Here is a 21,975-nt window from a genome sequence, read left to right on the forward strand (position 1 = left end):
GGGTCGAGCCTGTCAAAAGCTTCAGGCGCCGCAGGTCGCGGGATAAGAGGAGGACTGAACGGCGCCGTCATCGCAATCCATGTGTACCGGGCGCGGGGCGATCGGCATCCGGGAATTTCCCGGATGGACAGTATTTCAGATGGTCGGCGTAGCGGGCGCGGCCTGTGGAGAAGCCTGTGGATTATCCTGTGGGCTGGCCTGGGCCGTGGTCGTGTCGGGCGTCTCGGCGGGCGGGGTGCCCGGCACCGGGGTCGTCACGATGGGCGCAGGGGGCGGCGCGGGCGGGGTGACGAGCGCGGCATTCTCGATCAGGTCGAGCGCCTGGCGCGCGCGGACATAGCGCAACGCGGCCTGTTGCCATCCTTGCGCGGCGGCGGCACCGGGCAGGCGCGCGACCTCGGCCCGGGCGGCATCGACCTGTCCGCCATCGAGCAGGCGACGCGCGCGCGCCAGCCGGTCGGCGGGGTTGGTCGAGGGGGCATTGGCCTCGCGGATCACGATCAGGCGCGCCAGTTCCTGGCGAAGCCCCTCCCACCAGCCATTGCCGCCGCTGACGACCAGATCGGGGGCCAGCGTGTCGAGCCCCTGGTGCAGCGTTTCCAGCGTCACCGGCTGGCGCGCGGCGACGATCAGGACGGTGACGGCACGCGGCTCGCTGGTGCCGAAGCGGGTGCGCAGCTGCTCCTCCAGATAGCCGAGCGGCTGGCCGCGATCGACCGCACGGCGCACGGCGGCGGCGACCAGGATCGACTCGGCGCGGCCCGCCTGCGCGCCCGCGGCCGTGGCGTCGGTCGACAGGGTGGCGGCACGCGTCTCCAGCGCGGCGAGCTGCGCGGCCAGTTGCGCCTCGCGCGTGGCCAGCGCCATGGGATCGGTGCGCGGCGCTTCCTTGATGGAGCCGTTGGTGGTGCCGGGCTTGGCGGTGACGGCCTGCGTCGCGGTGCCATTGGTGTTGAACCAGGACAGGTTGCGCATGGCATAGGCCATCAGCAGGATACCGGCGACAAAGGCGATCAGGACCAGCGCGACGATTACGCCCTTTCGGGGGCCGCGCGTCGGCGGTCGGTCGGAAGGCGCGAAATTGTTCATGCCCCGCTTATCCCCGTGGCGGCGGCTCCGGTCAACGCCCGCGCGGCGGCGACCATGGCATCGTCGCGCGGGGCGGTGGCGATGGCGACCGTGCGCCAGCCGGTGCCCGCCGCCGCCGCCGTCTTGGCGCTGATCGCGACCAGCGCGACGGCGGCGCGGGACAGGCCTGCCTGATCGACCAGTTCGGCCAGCCGCCCGGCGGCGCGGGCGGAGTGAAGGAGGACGATCTGCCCCGCCAAGGCGTGGGTCGCGGACACCTCCACCGCCACGGGGTCGGCGCTATAGACGATGCGGGTCATCGCCCCCGTCTCCACCCGATCCCGCCCCGCCAGATGGAGCAGCCGTCCATATCCCCGCGCCTGGGCTTCGGCGACGACCGACGCGGCATCCTGCGTGCCGGTCAGCACCACCGTCAGCCCGGCCTCCCGCGCGGCGGCGGCGGTGGCGGGGCCGACCGCGATCACGGGCTTGTGGCGCACCGGATCGAGCGCCGATCCGGCCAGTCGCACACCTTGGGCACTGGTGAACAGCAGCGCATCGAACGTCTCGGCCGCAGGCGCTGTCCACGCGACCGCCCGCGCCGCAAACACCGGCAGCGACATGGCCTCCAGCCCCGCCGCATGCAGGGCGGCGATCGTCGCACCATGGCCGGGTTCGGGCCGGACGACGACGACCGCCACGGCCTCAGCCCCCGGCGAACAGGCGGCGCACCTCAGGCGCGGCGCGTTCGAGCAGATCGACCGCCAGCCGCGCGCCCAGTTCCTCGTCGACGCCCCCTTCGACCCAGCCGCCGACCCGCGACGATCCGTCCTCGGCCAGCAATTCGGCACGCAGGGTCAGCATCTCGCCCGCCAGCGAGGCGAGCGCCGCGACCGGGCTGTGGCAATCGGCGGCCAGCGCGGCGAGCAGCGCGCGTTCGGCCATCACGCAAGCATGGGTTTCGGCATGGTCGATCGAGGCGACCAGCATCGTGGCGGCGGCATCGTCGGCGCGAGTCTCGATCCCCACCGCCCCTTGCGCGGGCGCGGGCAGCATCTGGTCGGTCGGCACGGGCTGGCCGACCTCGCGCCCCAGCCGGTCGAGCCCGGCGGCGGCAAGCAAAGTGGCGTCGACGTCGCCGTTCGCCACGGCGGCCAGCCGCGTGTCGACATTGCCGCGCAGCAGCGTGATGGTCAGGTCGGGCCGGTGCGACAGCAGCTGCGCGCGGCGGCGCGGGCTGCTGGTGCCGATCACCGCGCCGGGGCGCAGTTCGGCAATGGTTGCCGCGCCGATCAGCCGGTCGCGGACATCGGCGCGTGGCAGCATGGCGGCGATGTGCAGCCAGTCGGGCCGGATCGTCTCGACATCCTTCATCGAATGGACCGAGGCATCGATCTCACGGTCGTACAGCGCGCGGTCCAGCTCCTTGGTCCACAGCGCCTTGCCGCCGATCTCGGCCAGCGCGCGGTCCTGCACCCGGTCGCCGGTGGTCTTGATCGGCACGATCTGAACCGCGTCCTCGCTCCACCCCTGCGCACTCGCCAGCGCCGCACGCACCATATGCGCCTGGGTGAGGGCCAGCGGCGAACCGCGCGTACCGAGCCGGAAACGAACCATATGTCCGCCTTTGCCGCATCAAGCCCCCCTTCGACAAGTTGGCAACGGACGGGTATGGGGAACCCATGCTGATCCTGGGACTGGAATCCTCGTGCGACGAGACCGCCGCCGCGCTTGTCACCGATGACGGCCGCGTGCTCGCGCACCGGCTGCTGGGGCAGGAGGCGGCGCACGCTCCGTTCGGTGGCGTCGTCCCCGAAATCGCCGCGCGCGCGCATGTCGAGGCGATGGAACCGCTGGTCGCCGCCGCCCTGGCCGATGCGGGCGTGACGCTGGCGGACGTCGACGCCATCGCCGCGACGGCGGGGCCGGGGCTGATCGGCGGGGTGATGGTCGGCCTCGTCACGGGCAAGGCGCTGGCCCATGCGGCGGGCAAGCCGTTGATCGCGGTCAACCATCTGGAGGGCCATGCCCTGTCCCCGCGCCTGTCCGACCGGGAGCTGGCCTATCCCTATCTGCTGCTGCTCGTCTCGGGCGGGCATTGCCAGCTGCTGCTGGTCGAGGGCGTCGGGCGCTATCGCCGGATGGCCACGACGATCGACGACGCGGCCGGAGAGGCATTCGACAAGACGGCCAAGCTGCTGGGCCTGGGCTATCCCGGCGGGCCGCGGGTCGAGGCGGCGGCGCGCGAGGGGAACCCCCATGCGGTGCCGCTGCCCCGTCCATTGAAGGGTTCGGCCGAACCGCATTTCTCCTTCGCGGGGCTGAAGAGCGCGGTGGCGCGCGCCATCGGGCATTATTCACCGGAAGACATTGCCGCGTCCTTCCAGCAGGCGGTGGTCGACTGTCTGCTCGACCGCACCCGCCGGGCCTTGGCGAATGTGCCGCCCGTCACCGCTTTGGTCGTCGCGGGCGGTGTCGCGGCGAACGGCGTGATCCGGGGCGCGCTGGAGGGGCTGGCGGCCGAGCATGGCCTGCGCTTCGTCGCGCCGCCGCTCTGGCTGTGTACCGACAATGCCGCGATGATCGCCTGGGCGGGTGTCGAGCGGTTCCGCGAAGGGCTGACCGATCCGCTCGACACCCCCGCACGGGCGCGCTGGCCGCTCGATCAGGCGGCGGAAGCGGTGCGCGGCGCGGGGGTGAAGGCATGAGGATCGGGGTGATCGGCGCGGGCGCCTGGGGCACCGCGCTGGCGCAGGTGGCGGCGCATGGCGACCGGCCGGTGCGGATCTGGGCGCGCGACCCGGCGGTGGCAGAGGCGATCAACACGATGCACGCCAACCCGCTCTATCTGCCGAACATCGCGCTGTCGCCGAGTATCGAGGCCGTCAGCGATCCGGCCGCGATGGCCGAGATGGACGCGCTGCTGGTCGTCACGCCTGCCCAGGCGGTGGGCACGGTGCTGGCCACGATGCCGGTCGGGTTCAAGCCGCTGGTCCTGTGTTCCAAGGGGATCGAGGCGGGGACGCGGCGGCTGGTGGGCGACGTGGCGCGCGCGATCCACCCGGACGCGCCGATCGCGGTGCTGTCCGGCCCGACCTTCGCGCATGAGGTGGCGGCGGGGCTGCCGACGGCGGTGACGCTGGCGTGCGAGGATGCCGGGCTTCGAGAGGCGCTGTCGCAGCGGATCGCCGCGCCGCATTTCCGGCCCTATGCCACCGACGACGTGACCGGCGCGGAGATCGGGGGCGCGATCAAGAACGTCCTCGCCATCGGTTGCGGCGTGGTCGAGGGGGCGGGGCTGGGCCAGAATGCCCGCGCCGCGCTGATCGCGCGCGGCTTTGCCGAGATGACGCGGTTCGGGCTGGCGCGCGGGGGCCGGGCGGAGACGCTGGCGGGCCTGTCGGGGCTGGGCGATCTGGTGCTGACCTGTTCGTCGACCGCCTCGCGCAATTTCTCGCTGGGCGTCGGGCTGGGTCAGGGGCGCTCGTCGGCCGAACTGCTGGCCGACCGGCGGACCGTGGCGGAAGGGGCGTTCACCGCGCCCGTGCTGCGACAGGCGGCGGCGGCGGCGGGCGTCGACATGCCGGTGTGCGAGGCGGTGTGCCGGTTGCTGGAAGGGGCGGCGGTCGGTGAGGTCATCGGGGCGCTGCTCGCACGCCCGCTGAAAGCCGAGGGCCATTAGAGTTGAAAGCGATCAGCATTGCACGGTTTTAGCCCCTCCCCTGAAGGGGAGGGGTGAGCGGAGTTGATCGTTTTCGACTCTAACCTTCCCTTCCGCCTGAGCGAAGTCGAAGGCCACGCTACAACGTCCGCCAAGCGGGTGACTTGGCCATGGGATGCCCTTGGCCTTCGACTTAGCTCAGGCGGAACGGCGGTTGGGAAGCGGGCTTACCGCAGCACCTGCCGCGACAGCACACCGCAGGCCGCATTCTGCGCCTTCGGTCCGGTATCGCCGGTGATCGCCCGACCGATCGACTTGAAGATATTGCCGACCGACTTGACCTCCTTCGGGATCACGAGGTCGGGCTTCTCGATCGTCCCGCCGACCGTTGCCGCACCCGCCAGCCGGAGCGTCGCGCCCTGTTTCGGCGCGCCGGTCAGCCGCAGCGCCAGTCGCTCGTCGGGGAAATGGACCGTCCCCGTCCCGTCCAGCCGACTGCGCGAGGTATCGACGATCAGCGGATTGGCGCGGCCCGTGCCGTTCGTCATGGCGACGCCCAGCACCAGGCAGCGCAAGGTTGCCTTGCCGCTGTCGCCCATGAACGCCGCACCCGCGTCGAAACCCAGCGCCGTCGCATAGCGATCGGGCAGGGTCCCGTTGGCGACGACCAGCCCGATGCGCCCATCCGCACGCCCGATCGCCGCGCGCACTGTCTCGCCCATGCCCGCCAGCACCGCCCGCGCCGCGACCCGGCCGGTGATCCGCGTCTCGCCCGAGAGCGACAGGACGCTCGCGCCGCGCAGCCGCAGGTCGACCGACAGTTTCGGCACCTTCGCCCCGTTCCGCTGGTCGATCACCGCCCGCCCCGTTACCACGCCTTCGCGCAACGCCATGCGGATATCGCCAATGGTCAGCAACTGATGGTCCATCGTCATCCGTCCGGCGAGCCCGGTGATTGGCGAGGGATTCTGCGCGCTGACCACGCGGCCGACCTTGAAGCGGATGGTGCCGTCGGTCGTGTCGATCTTGCCGATATCGATGCGGGTATTGGGGACGAGGCGCGGCCCGATCCGGCGTTCCAGCGCGGCAGCCTCGGCACGCCCTTGCGCCGACGACAGATCGTCGAAATCGAGTTGCCCCGCCGTCACCTCGCCGTCCAGCAGCGTACGGCCTTCCTTCTTGTCGACGGTCAACCGCCCGCTCAGGTCGGAGCGGCCGATCCGTCCCTTCAGATCGGTGATCGTCCAGCGCGGGCGTTCATGCCGGACATGCGCGGTCAGCTGGACCGGCCGGGTCTGGAACAGCCCCGCCTCGATCACCGCGTCGATCCGCTTGAGGTCATCGGCTTTCGCGGTCAGGTCCAGCGTCATCGCATCGGTGTCGAGCGGCCGGTCCATCGTGCCGACCGCCTTCATCACCAGCTGCTCGCCGGTGATATCGGCGGTAAAGGGCCAGCGGCCGGGCTTCACCGCCGCGCCGGTAAAGGCGATGCGGACCGGCGCGCCGCGCACCCTGCCCTGACCCTCGGCCCGCACGCCGCGATCCGGATCGGCGGCGACGTTCAGCACCGCCTGCCGATCCTCCTTGGCATCGCGATAGCTGACCACGCCATCGGTGATGGTCAGCCCCTGCAGGTCGGTGGCGCTGCCACCTTCCTCGGGCTCGCCGGGACGTGACCAGTTGGTGCGGCCCTGCTTGTCGCGGACCAACGCCAGCCGCAGGCCCGACACGCGGATATCCTGGGGCACGAAAGCCCCGTGCAGCAACGGCCAGACCGAAAAGCGGATTTCCGCCCGCTTCACGCGCGCGAAATCGCCCTGGCCCGCCCAACCGGCCTGCGGAATCCTCAACTCTTCGATCGCGATGGTGGGATGAAAGCCGATGCCGTCGACCCGGCGGACCGAGTCGATCGTCACGGGCCGCCCGAACCGCTCGGTCGCCGCGCGGCACACGGCGTCGCGTAAAAGGCCCCAGGGAAACACCGCCAGGATCAACAGGAAAAGCAGGGGCAGCCCGATCAGCAACCCCATCGCGACCCGCGTCCGGCGCGGCCATCCCCTCTCCTTCGTCATGAGGATGGGACGCGCAACGGCGGGCTTCGTTCCGCCTGCGTCAGGACCATCGCGCACGATTATTGCCCCGAAGCGCGTCCTACCCTAGATATGGAGAAATCCGTCTTCGGGAGCCCCCACGTTGGTCCTCATCCTTCAGATCCTTCAGATTCTGCTCAATGTCGTCTGGTGGATCATCATCGTGCAGGCGATCCTGTCCTGGCTGATCGCGTTCAACGTCATCAACACCTCGAACGACTTCATCCGGTCGGTCTGGTACGCGCTGCAGAAGATGACCGATCCGCTCTATCGCCCGATCCGGCGCATCCTGCCCGATTTCGGCGCGCTCGACCTGTCGCCGATGGTCGTGCTGCTGGCGGTCATCATCCTGGGCAAGGTCCTGGACACCGCGATCGCCAATGCGATGTACGGGGGCGCGGTCGTCGTCGGCTGATGCCCGCCTGGACCCCATGCGATGACGGGATTCGGATCGCGGTCCGGGTGACACCGCGCGGTGGCCGCGATGCGCTGAGTGCGGGCACGGACGAGCATTTCGCCGCACGGCTGTCGGCCCCGCCGGTCGACGGCGCGGCCAATGCGGCGCTGATCCCATTGGTCGCCAAGCATTTCGGGGTGCCCAAGCGCGCGGTCAGCCTGATCGCGGGCGATACGGCGCGGTTGAAGCGGCTGCATGTCGCGGGCGACCCGCATACACTGGCGCGTATCGCGCAGGCGCTTTATGGCGAGTGCCCATGACTAGCGCCACGATCATCGACGGCAAGGCGTTCGCCGCCGGCCTCCGCACCCGCATCGCCACCCAGGTTGCGACCTTCCGCGAAAAGGCCGGCCGCGCGCCCGGCCTGGCGGTCGTGCTGGTCGGCGAGGACCCCGCCTCCAGCGTCTATGTCCGCTCCAAGGGCAAGGCCACGCGCGAAGCGGGCATGGAGAGCATCGAGCATCGCCTGCCCGCCGATACCGACCAGGCGACGCTGCTCGCCCTCGTCGCGCAACTGAACGCCGATCCCATGGTGGACGGCATCCTCGTCCAGCTGCCGCTGCCGGGCCAGATCGATGCGCAGGCGGTGATCCAGGCGATCGATCCCGGCAAGGATGTCGACGGCTTCCACCCGGTCAACGCCGGACGGCTGGCGACGGGCAGCGAGGGCTTCGTGCCCTGCACCCCGCTCGGCTGTCTGATGCTGCTCAAGAGCATCCATCCCAGCCTGTCGGGCATGGACGCGGTGGTCGTCGGCCGCTCGAACATCGTCGGCAAACCGATGGCGCAGTTGCTGCTCGGCGAAAGCTGCACCGTGACCGTGGCGCACAGCCGCACCCGCAACCTCGCCGAGGTGGTCGGCCGCGCCGATATCGTCGTGGCGGCGGTCGGCGTGCCCGGCCTGGTCAAGGGCGAGTGGATCAAGCCCGGCGCCAGCGTCATCGATGTCGGCATCAACCGTACCGAGACGGGGCTGGTCGGCGATGTCGAATATGACACGGCGGTAAGCCGCGCGGGCGCGATCACGCCGGTGCCCGGTGGCGTCGGGCCGATGACGATCGCGGTCCTGCTGCGCAACACGCTGGTTTCGGCGGGACGGCGCGAGGGGGTCGCGATCGACCAGACGGCGCTGTAAGGCCGTGCTCGAACTCTATATCTCCTCGCTGATCACCTTCTTCGTGGTGATCGATCCGCCGGGCTGCGCGCCGATCTATGCAGGTCTTTCCGCAGGGGCGACGCCACAGCATCGCCGGGCGATGGCGATCCGTGCGGTCATGGTCGCCTCGGTCATCCTGTTCGTCTTCGCGCTGTTCGGCGAGGCGCTGCTCCACGGCCTGGGCATCGAGATGGCGGCGTTCCGCATCGCGGGCGGCATCATGCTGTTCCTGATCGCGCTGGAGATGGTGTTCGAGAAGCGGACCCAGCGGCGCGAGGACCGCGCCGCCAAGGTCGCCGACGATCCGCACGAGGCGGAGGACGTGTCGATCTTCCCCATGGCGATGCCGATGATCGCGGGACCGGGCTCGATCGCGACCGTCATGCTGTTGATGAGCCGCAATTCGGGGCTCCAGGCCTCGATCGTGGTGTTGGGCGCGATGGTGTCGATCCTGCTGCTGACGCTCGTCGCGCTGCTGGCGGCGGGGCCGCTGATGCGGCTGCTCGGCGCCAAGATCGAGGCGGTGATCACCCGCGTGCTGGGCGTGCTGCTCGCCGCGCTGGCGGTGCAGTTCGTGATCGACGGGGTGACCGCCAGCCTGAAGTGATTCCCCTCCCCGCGCCGGGGAGGAATAGGACCTTCCCTTTGCGGGCCGCCCACGCGACAGTGGCGGGCATGATCGGTCGTCATCTTCGCATCACCGGGCGCGTCCAGGGCGTCGGCTATCGTCACTGGTTCCTCGGGCGCGCCAAAGCGTCGGGGCTGACCGGCTGGGTCCGCAACCGCGCGGACGGCTCGGTCGAAGCGGTGGTGCAGGGGTCCGAGGAGACGGTGGCGCGGATCGTGTCCGAGGCCGGGTCGGGACCGCCCGCCGCCCGCGTCGATCGGGTCGAGATGATCGAGCAGCCCATCGACCCCATGCTGATGCGATTCGAACAGCGGCCGACATGCTGATCGCGCTTCTGCTCGCCCAGGCCGCCGATCCGGCCGTCACGCAGCGGGTCGAATCGCTCCTCGCCCGCGCACCGATCGTCGACGGGCATAACGACCTGCCCTGGGCGCTGCGCGAATCCGATCTCCCGCCCGAGTCGCCCACACTCGAAACCGACACGAGCGCGCTGCCCTTTTCGCTCCAGACCGACCTGCCTCGGCTGAAGCGCGGCGGGGTCGGCGGACAATTCTGGTCGGTATGGATTCCCGCCGATGTCACCGGCCCGTGCGCGGTCGAGATGACGCTGGAGCAGATCGACCGTGTCCACCGCCTGGTCGCCGCGCATCCGACCCGACTCGCGATGGCCCGCACCGCCGGTGATGTCCGCCGGATCGCGCGCTCGGGCCGGGTCGCCTCGCTGATCGGGGTCGAGGGCGGGCATCAGATCGACGGGCGGTTGTCGGTGCTGCGCCAGTATAGGGCGCTGGGCGTCGCCTATCTGACGCTGACCCATGGCCGCAGTCTGGCCTGGGCTGATTCATCCACCGATTCGGCCATAGCCAACGGCCTCAGCCCTTTCGGCCGGGCAGTGGTGGCCGAGATGAACCGGATCGGCATGATCGTCGATGTCGCCCATGTCTCCGACGCGACGATGGCGGCGGTGCTCGATAGCAGCCGGGCTCCCGTCATCGCCTCGCACTCCGATTCCCGCGCCTTGGCCGATGCGCCGCGCAACATTCCCGATATGCTGCTTCGCCGGATCGGCATGGGCGGCGGCGTGGTGATGGTAAACTGCTATCCCGCCTTCCTCTCGCGCGACTGGCGGACCTGGGATGCGCGGCGCACGGCCTATGCCAAGTCCGTCGGGGTGCCCGCCAATGTCTATGGTTTGCGCAGCCCCGCGCCGCTGGTCGCCTGGGACGCGAGCCATCCCCCGCCGCGCGTGACAGCGGCGATGGTCGCCGATCATGTCGAGCATATCGCGCATGTGGCCGGACGCGGCGCGGTGGGATTCGGCGGCGATTATGACGGGATCAACGGCACGGGGCCGGAGGGGATGACCGGAGTCGACGGTTATCCGCTGGTGCTGGCCGAGCTGGTCCGGCGCGGATGGAGCGATGCCGACCTGATGGCCCTGACCAGCGGCAACATCCTGCGCGTGATGGAACGGGTCGCGGCGGTGGCCAAAAGCCTCAGTGCGACAGGACCGGACGATTCGACCGATCCGCTGGCGCGCTAGTCCCGCCGAACCGCAGCGCGATCAGCCATATCGCAAAGCCGCCCAGCGCGAGCCCGCAACCGACATAGCCGGTCGAGGTCCAGCCGAAACCGTTCGCGATGGCCAGGCCCCCGGCCCAGGGGCCGATGGCGTTGGCGGTGTTGAACGCGGAATGGTTGAGCGCGGCGGCCAGCCCCTGCCCCTCGCCCGCCACATCCATCAGCCGTGTCTGGAGCACGGTGCCCAGCGCCCCGCCCAGCCCGATCGCAAAGACGAGCGGCAGGATCGTCCACAAGCTTTGCGCCGCCAGCGGATAGAGCGCCAGCATCGCCGCCGACCAGAGCAGCAGGCCCCCCGCCGTCGGCATCAGCGCGCGATCGGCAAAGCGCGGCACGACGATATTGCCGATCGTCATGCCCAGCCCGAACACGGCCAGCACCAGCGGGATCATGGCGGTGGACGCGCCCGTCACCTCGGTCAGGGTCGCCGCCAGATAGGTATAGACCGCGAACATGCCGCCAAAGCCGATCGCCCCGATGGCCAGCGTCAGCCAGACCTGTCCCTTGCTCAGCGCGTCGAGTTCGCGGCGGATGCTCGCGCCTTCGTCGGGCCGGTCATGCGGTGCGGCGATGGCGACCAGCGTCGCGGTCAGCAGTGCCAGCGCGGCGACGACGCCGAACACCCAGCGCCAGTTGAGCCATTGCCCCAGCATCTGCGCCAGCGGCACGCCGATCACGGTGGCGACCGTCAGCCCCAGCATGATCCGCCCGACCGCCACCGTGCGCCGCGATTCAGGGACGAGCGAAGCCGCGACCAGCGCCGCGATCCCGAAATAGGCGCCGTGCGGCAGTCCGCTGAGGAAGCGGAAGAACAGCATCCAGTGATAATCGGGCGCCATCGCCGACAGGCCGTTGCCCGCCGCGAACATCAGCATCAGCGCGATCAGCAGCGTGCGCCGTGCGAGCTTGGCCGACAGCACCGCCAGCAGCGGCGCGCCCACCACCACGCCCAGCGCATAGGCGCTGATGACATGCCCCGCCGTCGGCGCATCGATGCCGAGGCCGCGTGCCAGGTCGGGCTCCAGGCTCATCGCGGCGAATTCGGTCGTGCCGATCGCAAAGCCGCCCACCGCCAGCGCGGTATGGACGATGCCGGGGGGAAATGTCCGGGCCATGGGAAATCCTTTCGACGCCCCATATGTTGCACCGCAACAGAAGGCGCAACCACCCGCCCGATCCGACGCACTGATTTTGCGGGAAAAATCGCGAAGCACACGCCTTTTTCCCAAGTCAAATCAGACCATAATGAACGTCAAGACGGCTATTGATCCGTCCATTTCGGACAGGCACACCAAGATTCGGCAACGGGGGAAGCCGGATGGGGGATATGGCGACAATCGTCGAAATCGTCGCGCGTGAACTGTTGTTGTTCGCGGCGGTCGGATTGTTGATCGGGGGTGTCGATGATCTTCTGGTTGACCTTCTCTATTTCGTACGCCGGCTGATAAAGAGGTCCGGCACTCCGATCCACAGCCATTCGCTACCCCGGCCCGAACAGCCGGGACGCATGATCGTCTTCACCCCGGCCTGGGACGAGGCGGCGGTGATCGGCGCTATGCTGTCCACCGCGCTCGCGCGTTTCCGGCATCCCGATTATCGCCTTTATATCGGGCTTTATCCCAATGATCCGGCGACCATCGCCGCCGCCGCCGATGTGGCCGAACGCGATGACCGGGTCCGTCTGGTCATCGGCCCGCGCTATGGCCCGACGACCAAGGCGGATTGCCTCAACACGCTCTGGCACGCGCTTCAGCGCGACATGGTGGCGGAGGGGTTCCAGGCAAAGGCAATAGTCCTGCACGATGCCGAGGATGTCGTGCATACGGACGAGCTGGCGGTCTTCGATTCGCTGATCGAGGAACGGGCGGTGGTGCAATTGCCGGTCCTGCCGCTGGTCGTACCGGGATCGCGCCTCGTGTCCGGCCACTATGCCGACGAGTTCGCCGAAAGCCACATCAAACAGCTGGTCGTGCGCACCTGGATCGGCGCAGGTATGCCGCTGGCAGGCACCGGCTGCGCGCTGTCGCCAGCCATTCTGGGCCGGATCGCCGCGTCGCGCGGGGGCGATCCGTTCGATGCGACCAGCCTGACCGAGGATTATGAGCTGGGCCTGCGCATCGCCGAACTGGGCGGTGAGGGGCTGTTCGCCCGCGTCGCCGACGGGACGCCCGGCGGCGTGGTCGCGGTGCGCGCCTATTTCCCGGCGACCCTGGTGACGGCCGTCCGGCAAAAGGCACGGTGGATGACCGGTATCGCGTTGATCGGCTGGGATCGCACCGGCTGGGGGCGGGCGCTGGCGATAGGGGATCATTGGTGGCGGCTGCGCGACCGGCGGGGGCCGATCGCGATGCTGGTGCTGGCAGCGGCCTATCTGGGGATGACCGCCGACGCGATGGGGGTATCGATTCACTGGATCGCGGACACGCCCTTGCCGCCGGTCGATCCCGGTCTTCGCATCCTGTTCGGGATCAACGCCCTGCTGCTGGCATGGCGGCTGGGCATTCGCATGATGTTCACGGGCCGCGCTTATGGCTGGCGCGAGGCCTTCTGGTCGTTGCCGCGATTCGTCATCGGCAATTTCGTGGCGCTGGCGGCGATCCCCCGCGCCTTCGTCCGCTATATCCATGTGCTGCGCGGCGGCGTGCCCGCCTGGGACAAGACGAGCCACCACTTTCCCGACCTGTCGCCGCAATCATGAGCGGACGCCCCTTACGATTCCTCGGAGGCATGGTGGGCATGTGGGCGCTGGGCCGCATCGCCTTTCTGTTGCCCTCCGGTCCGGGCGTGGAGATGGCGGCGACATCCGTAAAACATAGCCGAGCACACGCTGCCCGGATCGCGATTCCTGGCCCGGTCCTGCGTCGGCCCGACATTGGGTCCGCCCGATTCGCGATCACGCGTGCGCCACGATCGACACCCTCGATCCTGAATCCTGCGCGACATTCCGGGATTCCGGCCGCGCAAGCGCCGATTCAGGACATCCCGATCACCGCATCGGCACCCTCCGTCATAGCGCTTTCACCGAATATGGCGCTGCCCGAGTCTCCCGCCCCGCCGCGGCGGTGGAGCGCCAGCCTGTGGGCCGTCCTTCGCGAAGGACGCCAGACGCTGCTGCCCGGCGGACAGCTGGGCGGGACGCAAGCGGGCGTTCGCCTGTTACGGCGGCTCGATTCGCGGGGCGACGTCGCCGCCAGCCTGCGCCTGTCCGCGCCGTCGCAGGGGATCGGGCGCGAGCTGGCGGTGGGGATCGACTGCCGGCCGCTTCGCCATGTGCCGATTCGCCTGCTGGTCGAACAGCGGCTGGCGCTCGATGCCGGGCAGGATGCCCCCGCCGCTCTGGTCGCGGGCGGGATCGGCCCCCGTTCCGTGGCTCCCGGCATCGTCCTGGCTGGCTATGCCCAGGCCGGTGCGGTGGCGCGTGCGCGGATCGAGCCCTTCGCGGACGGCGCGGTGCGAGCCAGCATGCCGCTGACACCCGCCCTCGACCTGGGGCTGGGGCTATGGGGCGGGGCGCAGCGGGATGCGCAGCGGCTGGATATCGGTCCGACTTTGGGCATCGCCCTGCCCGTCGCCGACCGGCGCGTCCGCCTGTCGCTCGACTGGCGGCAGCGGGTGGCGGGGCGCGCCGCGCCCGACTCCGGCCTCGCGCTGACGCTGGCGGGCGATTTCTGACGCTTCGACACTGTTCCGAAAGGCGGGCGCGTCTATAACGCGGCCGTGGACCTGTATCTTCCGATCGCCAACCTGTCGGTCAATGCGCTCGTCATCATCGCGCTGGGGGCGGGTGTGGGCCTGTTGTCGGGCATGTTCGGGGTCGGCGGCGGCTTCCTGACCACGCCGCTGCTGATCGTCTATGGCATTCCGCCGACCGTCGCCGCCGCCTCGGCCGCCAGCCAGGTGACGGGGGCGAGCGTCTCGGGCGTGTCCGCGCATTGGCGGCGCGGCGGGGTCGATGTGAAGATGGGCGGCGTCCTGGTCGCGGGCGGCGTGGTCGGATCGTTCGCGGGCGCGTGGATCTTCCGCCTGCTCCAGGCGAGCGGGCAGATCGATACGGTCATCGCCATCGTCTATGTCCTGATGCTGGGATGGATCGGATCGGTCATGGCGCGCGAGGCGGCCGGGGCGATCCTGGCGCAGCGGCGCGGGCGTCCCCAGAAAGCGGCGCGGCGGCGGCATCATCCGCTGGTCGCCGCCCTTCCCTTCCGCACCCGTTTCTATGCCTCGGGCCTGTATATCTCGCCGCTCGCCCCGCTGATGCTGGGCTTCTTTACCGGCATCCTGACCATCTTGCTGGGTGTCGGCGGCGGATTCATCCTGGTGCCCGCGATGATCTATATCCTGGGCATGGCGACCAATGTCGTGCTCGGCACCTCGCTGTTCCAGACCTTGTTTGTCACCGCCGCCGCGACGATGGTCCATGCCACGACCACCAAGGCGGTCGATATCGTGCTGGCCGGGCTGCTTCTGGTCGGATCGGTGACGGGGGCACAGGTGGGCGCGAAGCTCGCCACCAATGCCAAGCCCGAATATCTGCGCCTGGCGCTGGCGGTCATCGTGCTGCTGGTCGGCCTGCGCATCCTGCTGGGCCTGGTGTGGCGGCCCGAGGAAATCTTCACGGTGCAGCCGCTATGAAAAGGCTGGCCGTCACGCTGGCGTTGTTCTCGCCGCTGCTGATGGCGCAGGCCAAGCCGGTGCTGGTCCCCGACGTGTCGCAGCGCGATATCCAGATCGCCTACAGCTTCACCGGCGCGGAACTGCTGCTGTTCGGTGCGATCCTCTATCCCGGCGGCCGCCCGCCGCAGGATGACAAGCCGACCGACATCGTCGTCGTGGTCAAGGGACCAACCCAGTCGATCCTGATCCGCGAGAAGGAGAAGATCGCCGGTCTCTGGGTCAATGCCGGGCGGCTGCGCTACCAGTCGGCGCCGTCCTTCTATGCCATCGCCTCGTCCCGACCGATTACCCGGATCGTCGACGATCGCACCCGCGCCATCTACGAACTCGGGCTCGACAGCCTGCAGCTCTCGCCCGCCTCCGCTGCGCCCGCCAACGTCCAGGCGCGGTTCCAGCAGGGGCTGGTCGACCAGCGCCGCCGCAGCGGCCTGTATGTCGAGGCACCACGCGCCGTCGAGATTACCGACGATGTGCTCTACCGCGCCCGCGTCACCATCCCGGCGCGCGTGCCGGTCGGGCGCTTCACCGCCGAAACCTTCCTGATCCGCGACGGCCGCGTGCTGGCTGCCGCCGTGCGCGACATCGACATCCGCAAATCAGGGTTCGAGCGTTTCGTGGCGCGCGCCGCCGACCGCGCGGCCATCCCCTATGGCCTGACCGCGGTGGCGCTGTCGATCCTGCTCGGCTGGACCGCAGGGTGGATCGCGCGGCGGGTGTAAGGATCGGGAAATCTTAAGATTTCCATTCTAGCGTCGCCATCCTCCCATTCCACATGACGGCGCGTCCCATGTCCTCCCTACCGCCTGCCGACCCTCATGCCGCAATCGACACGCCGGTCATCGGGTGGCTGCTCGCCATCGCCGGGTCATCGGGGCGGATCGTGCTGGACCGCCAGGCGCTGGCCGCGCTGGCGGAGGCCGCCGATCCGGTGCTGGCCGCCGCCGGACAGGTGGCGATGCCGGTCAAGCTCAAGCGCGGCGACCGCTGGATCATCGGCACGATCCGCTCGCTCGCGCTCGACCCCGCCAGCGACGCCGCCGCGCTGACGACCGAGATCGACCTGATGGGCGAAGGGATGCGCCAACCCGAGACGGGCGCACTGTACGGCTTTCGGCGCGGCGTCACCTCCTACCCCATGCCCGGCGCGACGATCCATGCGATCACCAATGACGAGCTGGCGGGCATCCACCTCAACCGCGCCCAGACGACGGTGACGATCGGCACCGTCCACCCCGCGCGCACGGTCCCCGCGACACTGGCGGTCGATGCGCTGCTGGGGCGGCATTTTGCCATTCTGGGATCGACCGGCACCGGCAAGTCCACCGCGACGGCGATGATCCTGCACCGCATCTGCGAGCGCGCGCCGCTGGGCCATATCGTCATGATCGACCCGCATGGCGAATATGCCCGCGCCTTTCGCGACACCGGCAGCATCCATGACGTCGGCAATCTGCGCATGCCCTATTGGCTGATGAACTTCGCCGAGCATTGCGAGATCCTGTTGTCGGCCAGCGGCGAGCAGCGCCAGCACGACGCCGATGTCCTGGCCAAATGCCTGCTCGCCGCCCGGATGCGCAGCCGCGCCGCCGCCGAGCTGCCGCGCGTCACCGTCGACACGCCGATCCCCTATCTGCTGTCCGACCTGACCGCGCAGCTGGGCCAGGAGATGAGCAAGCTGGAGCGGGTCGGCGACATCGCCCCCTATCAGCGGATCAAGTCCAAGATCGAGGAGATCAAGGCCGATCCCCGCTATGCCTTCATGTTTTCGGGGATGCTGGTCGCCGATACGATGGCCGACTTCCTCGCGCGCATCCTGCGGATGCCGGGTGACGGGCGGCCGATCTCGATCATCGACGTGTCGGGCGTGCCGTCGGACGTGACCAGCAGCGTCGTCGCCGTGCTGGCGCGGATGATCTTCGACCATGCGATCTGGACCCATCCCGCCGAGCGTCGCCCCGTCCTGATGGTCTGCGAAGAGGCGCATCGCTACATCCCCGCGCAGGCCGAACAGGATTCGGCGGTCGGCCGCATCCTGTCGCGCATCGCCAAGGAGGGGCGCAAATATGGCGTCTCGCTGGGCCTCGTCACCCAGCGCCCGTCCGACCTGGCCGAGGGCGTGCTGTCGCAATGCGGCACGATCATCGCCATGCGGCTGAACAACGAACGCGATCAGGCGATGGTCCGCTCGGCGATGCCGGAGGGCGGGCGCGGCCTGCTCGACACCATTTCGGCGCTGCGCAACCGCGAGGCGATATTGTGCGGCGAGGGCGTAAGCTTCCCGATGCGCGCGAGCTTCGACAACCTGCCCGAGGAAAAACGGCCCGCGTCGAGCGACATGACGATCACCGCGCTCTGGGCGAACCCGTCGGGCGGCAACCGGGTGCTGGCCGAGACGGTCGGCCGCTGGCGCGCGGCGGGGAAATAACGCCGTAATCCCCACCCCCGTTCGCACTGAGCGAAGTCGAAGTGCATGTACTGCCCTTGGCCAAGTCATCCCTTGGCCTTCGACTTCGCTCAGGCTGAACGGAGGGAGGAAAACGAGTTACCGCCCCGGCCGGACCGCCAGCAGCGCCTGCACCTCGCGCCGGAACGTCCGCAGCTTGGCCCCCGACAACACCGCCATGCTCGCCAGCTTCAGCGTGCGCGGATTCACCACCGCGCCGTTCTTCCACACTTCCCAGTGGAGATGCGGGCCGGTCGACATGCCGGTCGAGCCGACATAGCCGATCACCTGCCCCTGTTTCACATGCGCGCCCGAGCGAACGGCGAAACGGCTCATATGGCCGTAACCGCTGGCAATGCCGCCCGCATGGGCGAGTTTGACGAAATTGCCATATCCGCCCGATCGTCCGGCGAACTTGACCACGCCGTCCATCATCGCATGGATCGGCGTGCCATAGGGCGCACCGATATCGGTGCCCTTGTGCATCCGCATCAAGCCCAGGATCGGATGGACGCGCTTGCCAAAGGACGAGGTCACGCGCCCCGCGACCGGCATGCCCATCGCGCCGCGCTTCTCGCTCTGGCCGTTCACGTCATACCATTGGCCGTCATCGTCATCGGCCAGCCGCGCCAGCTGCACCTTGCGCCCGCCATGGTCGAGCCCGGCGAACAGCAGCTTGCCGAGCCGGGTCTCGCCGGTCGCGGCGCGCTCGCGCTCGATGATGAGGTCGAAACTGTCCGAACGCTTCACGTCGCGGCCGACCGACATGCGTGCGGCCAGCGCCTTGATATAGGCCTCGACCACCTTGGCGGGGGCGCCCGCCGCGCGGACCGATCGGTACAGGCTCGATCCCGCGAGTCCTTGCAGGCGCAGCGGCGTCCGGTCGATAGCGATGGGCGCCTGGGTCATGTCGAATCCCTGCGGCGTGCGGGTCAGCGTGACCGCCAGGTCGAAGCGCGCGCGCAGCTTCATCGTCTCCAGCGGCCGTGCGACCGATCGGCTTGGCCGCCGTCCCAGGGTCAGCGTGATACGGGTGCCCGACGGGATCGCCTCGCCGTCCGTCACCGGCGCGATCAGGGCGGCGGCGGCGCGGGCCTGGTCCCGGGATACGCCGGCGCGTTGCAGCACGCGGTCGAGACGGTCGCCCGAGCCGATGGTGGCGGACAATTCCACCACGGGCCGCTCGGGTGCTTCGGCCAGATGCATGACGAGTTCATTGGCGGCCAGACGCTGCCCGCTGTCCGCGCCCAGCGCCAGCGGGGCGATGGCCTGCGCGCGCTCATGGCTGCGCGCCTCGCCGGTCAGGGGAGCGGGCGCCTGCCCGACGATCGGACGGTGAAAGCCCGGCGCCATCGCAATGGTCGCAACACAGAGCGCCGAACACGTCGCCAGACCCCGCCACCAGTCGCGGCTGCCGATCTGCGTCCCCAGATCGGGCACCCAGTCGATCTCGCGCGCGGCGATGCGCCACCGCGCCAGGCGTCCCATGGGCGGCGGGGCCATGCGGCCGATGGGCCGCGTGGCGGTTCCCCCGGACAGGATCAGGGCTTCGTCGGTGGCAAGGAACATGAGAGGCGTCGGGTTTCCGTGAAATCGTCGAACAGCGTCGCCGATCCCCCCGGCGCACAGGATTTTGCGGTGTGGGGTAGCGCCCGCAAAGTCAAAGCCGCTGCGCCCCGCCGCCCCGATGCTGCGGCAAGACGTGGCCGGACCGGGCCAAATCCCGCCTGTGCGCGACGATCTTGCTCCCCGTCTTGCTCCATGTCGTTGCAACCGCGCCCGCGAAGCCCGATGTAGGGTGTATGACAAGCCGCGTATCGGGCGCCGTGACGGCCGTTCTCGGGCCGACCAACACCGGCAAGACGCACCTCGCGATAGAGCGGATGTGCGCGCATAGCAGCGGCATCATCGGCTTTCCCCTCCGCCTGCTGGCCCGTGAGGTCTATGATCGGGTCGTGGCGCTGAAAGGGCCGGGCCAGGTGGCGCTGGTGACGGGCGAGGAAAAGATCGTGCCGCCCGACGCCCGCTGGTTCCTCTGCACCGCCGAATCCATGCCCGACCGCGACGTCGCCTTCATGGCGCTGGACGAGGCGCAGCTGGGTGCGGATCTGGAGCGCGGTCATGTCTTTACCGATCGGTTGCTGCACCGGCGCGGCCGGGACGAGACGATGATCCTGGGGTCCGAGGCGCTGAAACCCATGATCCGGGCGCTGGTGCCGGATGCCGAGATCATCGCCCGGCCCCGTTTCTCGACGCTGACCTATGCGGGCGCCAGGAAGATCAGTCGCCTGCCCAAGCGCTCCGCCATCGTCGCCTTCTCGGCCGAGGAGGTCTATGCGGTGGCGGAGATGCTGCGCCGCCTGCGCGGCGGGGCCGCTGTCGTGATGGGCGCGCTGTCCCCGCGCACCCGCAACGCGCAGGTCGAGATGTTCCAGGCGGGCGAGGTCGACTATCTCGTCGCCACCGATGCGATTGGCATGGGCCTGAACATGGACGTCGCGCATGTCGCCTTTGCGGGTCTGCACAAGTTCGACGGGCGTCGCCGTCGCCGCCTGACCGTCGCCGAGATGGCGCAGATCGCCGGGCGCGCCGGGCGGCATCACCGCGACGGGACGTTCGGCGCGCTGGCCGAGGAAGGGCCGGACTCGTTCCTGCCCGAAGAGGTTCTGGCGATCGAGGAGCATCGCTTCCCCCGGCTCGACCATCTCTATTGGCGCGAGGGCGATCCCGACCTGTCGAGCATCGACGCGCTGATCGGCAGCCTGGAGCGCAAGCCCGCACCCGGCGTGCTGCGCGCCGCCCCGCTCGCCACCGATCTGCAGGTACTCAAGCGGCTGGCCGACGAACCCTGGGTCCGCGACCGGGTGCGGCGGCCCGCCATGGTCGCGCGCCTCTGGGCGGCGTGCGGCATTCCCGATTTCCGCAAAGTAGGCATCGATCCCCATGCCCGCTTCGTCTCGCGCGTGTTCGGCCATTTGTCCGAGGGCCTGGGCCATGTCCCGCACCAATGGTTCGCCGACGAGATTGCGCGACTGGACAGCATGGCGGGCGATGTCGAGACGCTGGCGGGCCGCCTCTCCGCGATCCGCAGCTGGGCCTATATCGCGCAGCGCGCCGACTGGCTGGCCGATCCGCGCCACTGGGCCGAGCGGACGCGCGAGATCGAGGAGCGGCTGTCCGATGGCCTGCACGCGAGCCTTACCCAGCGTTTCGTCGACAAGCGCACCACCGCGCTGATCCGCCGGATCGGTGCCGATGCGGGCGCCCTGCCCGTCACCATCGGCCCCGAAGGCGAGGTGCTGGTCGAGGACCACCCCATCGGGCGGCTGGAAGGTTTTCGCTTCACCGTCGAGGCAGGCGCGCGGGCGAACGACAAGCGCCTGTTGCTGGCGGCGGCGGAAAAGCGGCTGGGGTCCGAGCGGTCGCGTCGGGCCGAGGCGCTGATCGCCGCCGGGCAGGACGCTTTCACGCTTCAGGAGGACCGGCTGGTCTGGGACGGGCATGGCGTGGCGCGGCTGACGGCCGGGCCGTCGCTGGGGCGGCCGGTGCTGCGGCTGGAGCGCGATCTCGATTGCCTGGTCCCGGTCCAGCGTGAGCAGGTGAAGGCCCGGCTGGACGCCTGGCTGGCGCGCTCGCTCGACCGGCAGGTGCCCGCGCTGGTCCGGTTGGCGACACTGGCGCGCGAGGCCAAGGCGTCGCCCGCGATCCGCGCCGTCGCCGCCGCGCTGGAGGATGCGGGCGGCATCGCGCCGCGCCAGCCGCTACGCCTGATGATCGATGCCCTGTCGCCCGACGAGCGGCGGCGGTTGCGGGGCATGGGGATCACGATCGGCACGCTGGATGTGTTCGATCCGCGATTGCTGAAGCCCGGTGCGGCAACATGGCGGCGTACATTGATGGCGCTATGGGGCCAGACGCCCGACCTCGCCCGGCCCGGCGCCACCATCCTGCGCCGCGACGAGCCGGGGCGCGGTGTCGCCTCGGGCTATCGGCCGCTGGGCGAACAGGCGGTGCGGATCGACCTGGTCGAACGCATCGCGCGCGCCGCCCATGACGCGCGCGAGGGGCGTGGGCCGTTCACCCCCGATGCCTCGCTGGCGACCTCGATCGGACTGGAGGCGGCGACGCTCGACCGGCTGATGGGCGATCTGGGCTTTCGCAAGATAAGGGGTAGGGAGAATGAACCCGCCCGCTGGGTCTGGCGCGGCCGCCCCCCC

20 protein-coding genes are annotated in these 21,975 nt (G+C 69.7%); 14 read left to right on the forward strand and 6 right to left on the reverse strand.

Annotation, left to right across the window (positions count from 1 at the left end; all coding sequences use genetic code 11):
• Window positions 1-135: 135 nt before the first annotated feature.
• The 3 genes from BSZ14_RS14150 to hemC are packed head-to-tail and all read right to left on the reverse strand — an operon-like array spanning window position 136 to window position 2,685.
• Complete coding sequence (locus BSZ14_RS14150; RefSeq protein WP_076711408.1) at window positions 136-1,089, reverse strand: hypothetical protein; 954 nt, start codon at window positions 1,087-1,089, stop codon at window positions 136-138.
• On the reverse strand, window positions 1,086-1,769 hold the full coding sequence (locus BSZ14_RS14155) for a uroporphyrinogen-III synthase (RefSeq protein WP_076711409.1): 684 nt from the start codon (window positions 1,767-1,769) through the stop codon (window positions 1,086-1,088). The genes BSZ14_RS14150 and BSZ14_RS14155 overlap by 4 nt, the downstream gene beginning before the upstream one ends.
• A 4-nt stretch (window positions 1,770-1,773) precedes the next feature.
• Window positions 1,774-2,685 carry a hydroxymethylbilane synthase gene (gene hemC / locus BSZ14_RS14160; RefSeq protein WP_042487003.1) on the reverse strand — a complete coding sequence of 304 codons (912 nt, stop codon included), beginning with the start codon at window positions 2,683-2,685 and terminating at the stop codon, window positions 1,774-1,776.
• Window positions 2,686-2,750: 65 nt separating this feature from the next.
• Between hemC and tsaD the strand changes: the two genes are divergently transcribed.
• Window positions 2,751-3,776: a tRNA (adenosine(37)-N6)-threonylcarbamoyltransferase complex transferase subunit TsaD gene (tsaD, locus tag BSZ14_RS14165; protein WP_076711410.1), complete on the forward strand. Its 1,026-nt coding sequence runs from the start codon at window positions 2,751-2,753 to the stop codon at window positions 3,774-3,776.
• Window positions 3,773-4,750, forward strand: coding sequence for an NAD(P)H-dependent glycerol-3-phosphate dehydrogenase (locus BSZ14_RS14170; RefSeq protein ID WP_076711411.1), 978 nt, complete (start codon window positions 3,773-3,775; stop codon window positions 4,748-4,750). The genes tsaD and BSZ14_RS14170 overlap by 4 nt, the downstream gene beginning before the upstream one ends.
• 206 nt (window positions 4,751-4,956) lie before the next feature.
• On the opposite strand, the gene BSZ14_RS14175 is transcribed toward BSZ14_RS14170, so the two are convergent.
• Window positions 4,957-6,801, reverse strand: coding sequence for an AsmA family protein (locus BSZ14_RS14175; RefSeq protein WP_241823771.1), 1,845 nt, complete (start codon window positions 6,799-6,801; stop codon window positions 4,957-4,959).
• Between the two features lie 121 nt (window positions 6,802-6,922).
• On the opposite strand from BSZ14_RS14175, the gene BSZ14_RS14180 reads away from it, so the two are divergent.
• From BSZ14_RS14180 to BSZ14_RS14205, 6 genes are all read left to right on the forward strand, one after another.
• On the forward strand, window positions 6,923-7,234 hold the full coding sequence (locus tag BSZ14_RS14180; RefSeq protein WP_042486994.1) for a YggT family protein: 312 nt from the start codon (window positions 6,923-6,925) through the stop codon (window positions 7,232-7,234).
• A complete protein-coding gene (locus BSZ14_RS14185) occupies window positions 7,234-7,536 on the forward strand; it encodes a DUF167 domain-containing protein (RefSeq protein ID WP_042486988.1) in 303 nt (100 codons plus the stop codon). Before BSZ14_RS14180 ends, BSZ14_RS14185 begins: the two co-directional genes overlap by 1 nt.
• Window positions 7,533-8,411: a bifunctional methylenetetrahydrofolate dehydrogenase/methenyltetrahydrofolate cyclohydrolase FolD gene (gene folD / locus BSZ14_RS14190; RefSeq protein WP_076711412.1), complete on the forward strand. Its 879-nt coding sequence runs from the start codon at window positions 7,533-7,535 to the stop codon at window positions 8,409-8,411. The genes BSZ14_RS14185 and folD overlap by 4 nt, the downstream gene beginning before the upstream one ends.
• Before the next feature lie 4 nt (window positions 8,412-8,415).
• A complete protein-coding gene (locus tag BSZ14_RS14195; protein ID WP_042486983.1) occupies window positions 8,416-9,039 on the forward strand; it encodes a MarC family protein in 624 nt (207 codons plus the stop codon).
• A gap of 68 nt (window positions 9,040-9,107) precedes the next feature.
• The gene (locus BSZ14_RS14200) at window positions 9,108-9,386 is read left to right on the forward strand and encodes an acylphosphatase (protein ID WP_076711413.1); all 279 of its coding nucleotides are present in this window, start codon (window positions 9,108-9,110) and stop codon (window positions 9,384-9,386) included.
• Window positions 9,380-10,603: a dipeptidase gene (locus BSZ14_RS14205; protein WP_076711414.1), complete on the forward strand. Its 1,224-nt coding sequence runs from the start codon at window positions 9,380-9,382 to the stop codon at window positions 10,601-10,603. The genes BSZ14_RS14200 and BSZ14_RS14205 overlap by 7 nt, the downstream gene beginning before the upstream one ends.
• On the opposite strand, the gene BSZ14_RS14210 is transcribed toward BSZ14_RS14205, so the two are convergent.
• Entirely contained in the window at window positions 10,557-11,756 is a 1,200-nt protein-coding gene (locus BSZ14_RS14210) for an MFS transporter (protein WP_076711415.1), read from the reverse strand. The genes BSZ14_RS14205 and BSZ14_RS14210 overlap by 47 nt on opposite strands.
• A 212-nt stretch (window positions 11,757-11,968) precedes the next feature.
• Here BSZ14_RS14210 and BSZ14_RS14215 point away from each other — a divergent pair, with 212 nt between their 5' ends.
• The 5 genes from BSZ14_RS14215 (at window position 11,969) to BSZ14_RS14235 (ending at window position 17,740) form a co-directional block, all read left to right on the forward strand.
• Window positions 11,969-13,339: a glycosyl transferase family protein gene (locus tag BSZ14_RS14215; RefSeq protein WP_089413655.1), complete on the forward strand. Its 1,371-nt coding sequence runs from the start codon at window positions 11,969-11,971 to the stop codon at window positions 13,337-13,339.
• 329 nt (window positions 13,340-13,668) lie between these two features.
• Window positions 13,669-14,313 carry a hypothetical protein gene (locus BSZ14_RS14220; RefSeq protein WP_076711417.1) on the forward strand — a complete coding sequence of 215 codons (645 nt, stop codon included), beginning with the start codon at window positions 13,669-13,671 and terminating at the stop codon, window positions 14,311-14,313.
• 45 nt (window positions 14,314-14,358) lie between these two features.
• Window positions 14,359-15,273 carry a sulfite exporter TauE/SafE family protein gene (locus BSZ14_RS14225; protein ID WP_042486970.1) on the forward strand — a complete coding sequence of 305 codons (915 nt, stop codon included), beginning with the start codon at window positions 14,359-14,361 and terminating at the stop codon, window positions 15,271-15,273.
• Complete coding sequence (locus BSZ14_RS14230) at window positions 15,270-16,034, forward strand: TIGR02186 family protein (RefSeq protein ID WP_042486967.1); 765 nt, start codon at window positions 15,270-15,272, stop codon at window positions 16,032-16,034. The genes BSZ14_RS14225 and BSZ14_RS14230 overlap by 4 nt, the downstream gene beginning before the upstream one ends.
• Window positions 16,035-16,102: 68 nt before the next feature.
• Window positions 16,103-17,740: an ATP-binding protein gene (locus tag BSZ14_RS14235; RefSeq protein WP_076711423.1), complete on the forward strand. Its 1,638-nt coding sequence runs from the start codon at window positions 16,103-16,105 to the stop codon at window positions 17,738-17,740.
• A gap of 117 nt (window positions 17,741-17,857) precedes the next feature.
• Here BSZ14_RS14235 and BSZ14_RS14240 read toward each other — a convergent pair whose 3' ends face one another.
• On the reverse strand, window positions 17,858-19,327 hold the full coding sequence (locus BSZ14_RS14240; RefSeq protein WP_076711418.1) for a M23 family metallopeptidase: 1,470 nt from the start codon (window positions 19,325-19,327) through the stop codon (window positions 17,858-17,860).
• A 233-nt stretch (window positions 19,328-19,560) separates the two neighbouring features.
• Here BSZ14_RS14240 and BSZ14_RS14245 point away from each other — a divergent pair.
• Window positions 19,561-21,975 (forward strand): helicase-related protein (locus BSZ14_RS14245; protein WP_076711424.1); only part of this gene is annotated, 2,415 nt, incomplete at its 3' end.

Origin of the sequence: Sphingomonas sp. Sph1(2015), assembly GCF_001970915.1 — a bacterium.
In the GTDB taxonomy this organism is placed as follows: domain Bacteria; phylum Pseudomonadota; class Alphaproteobacteria; order Sphingomonadales; family Sphingomonadaceae; genus Sphingomonas; species Sphingomonas parapaucimobilis.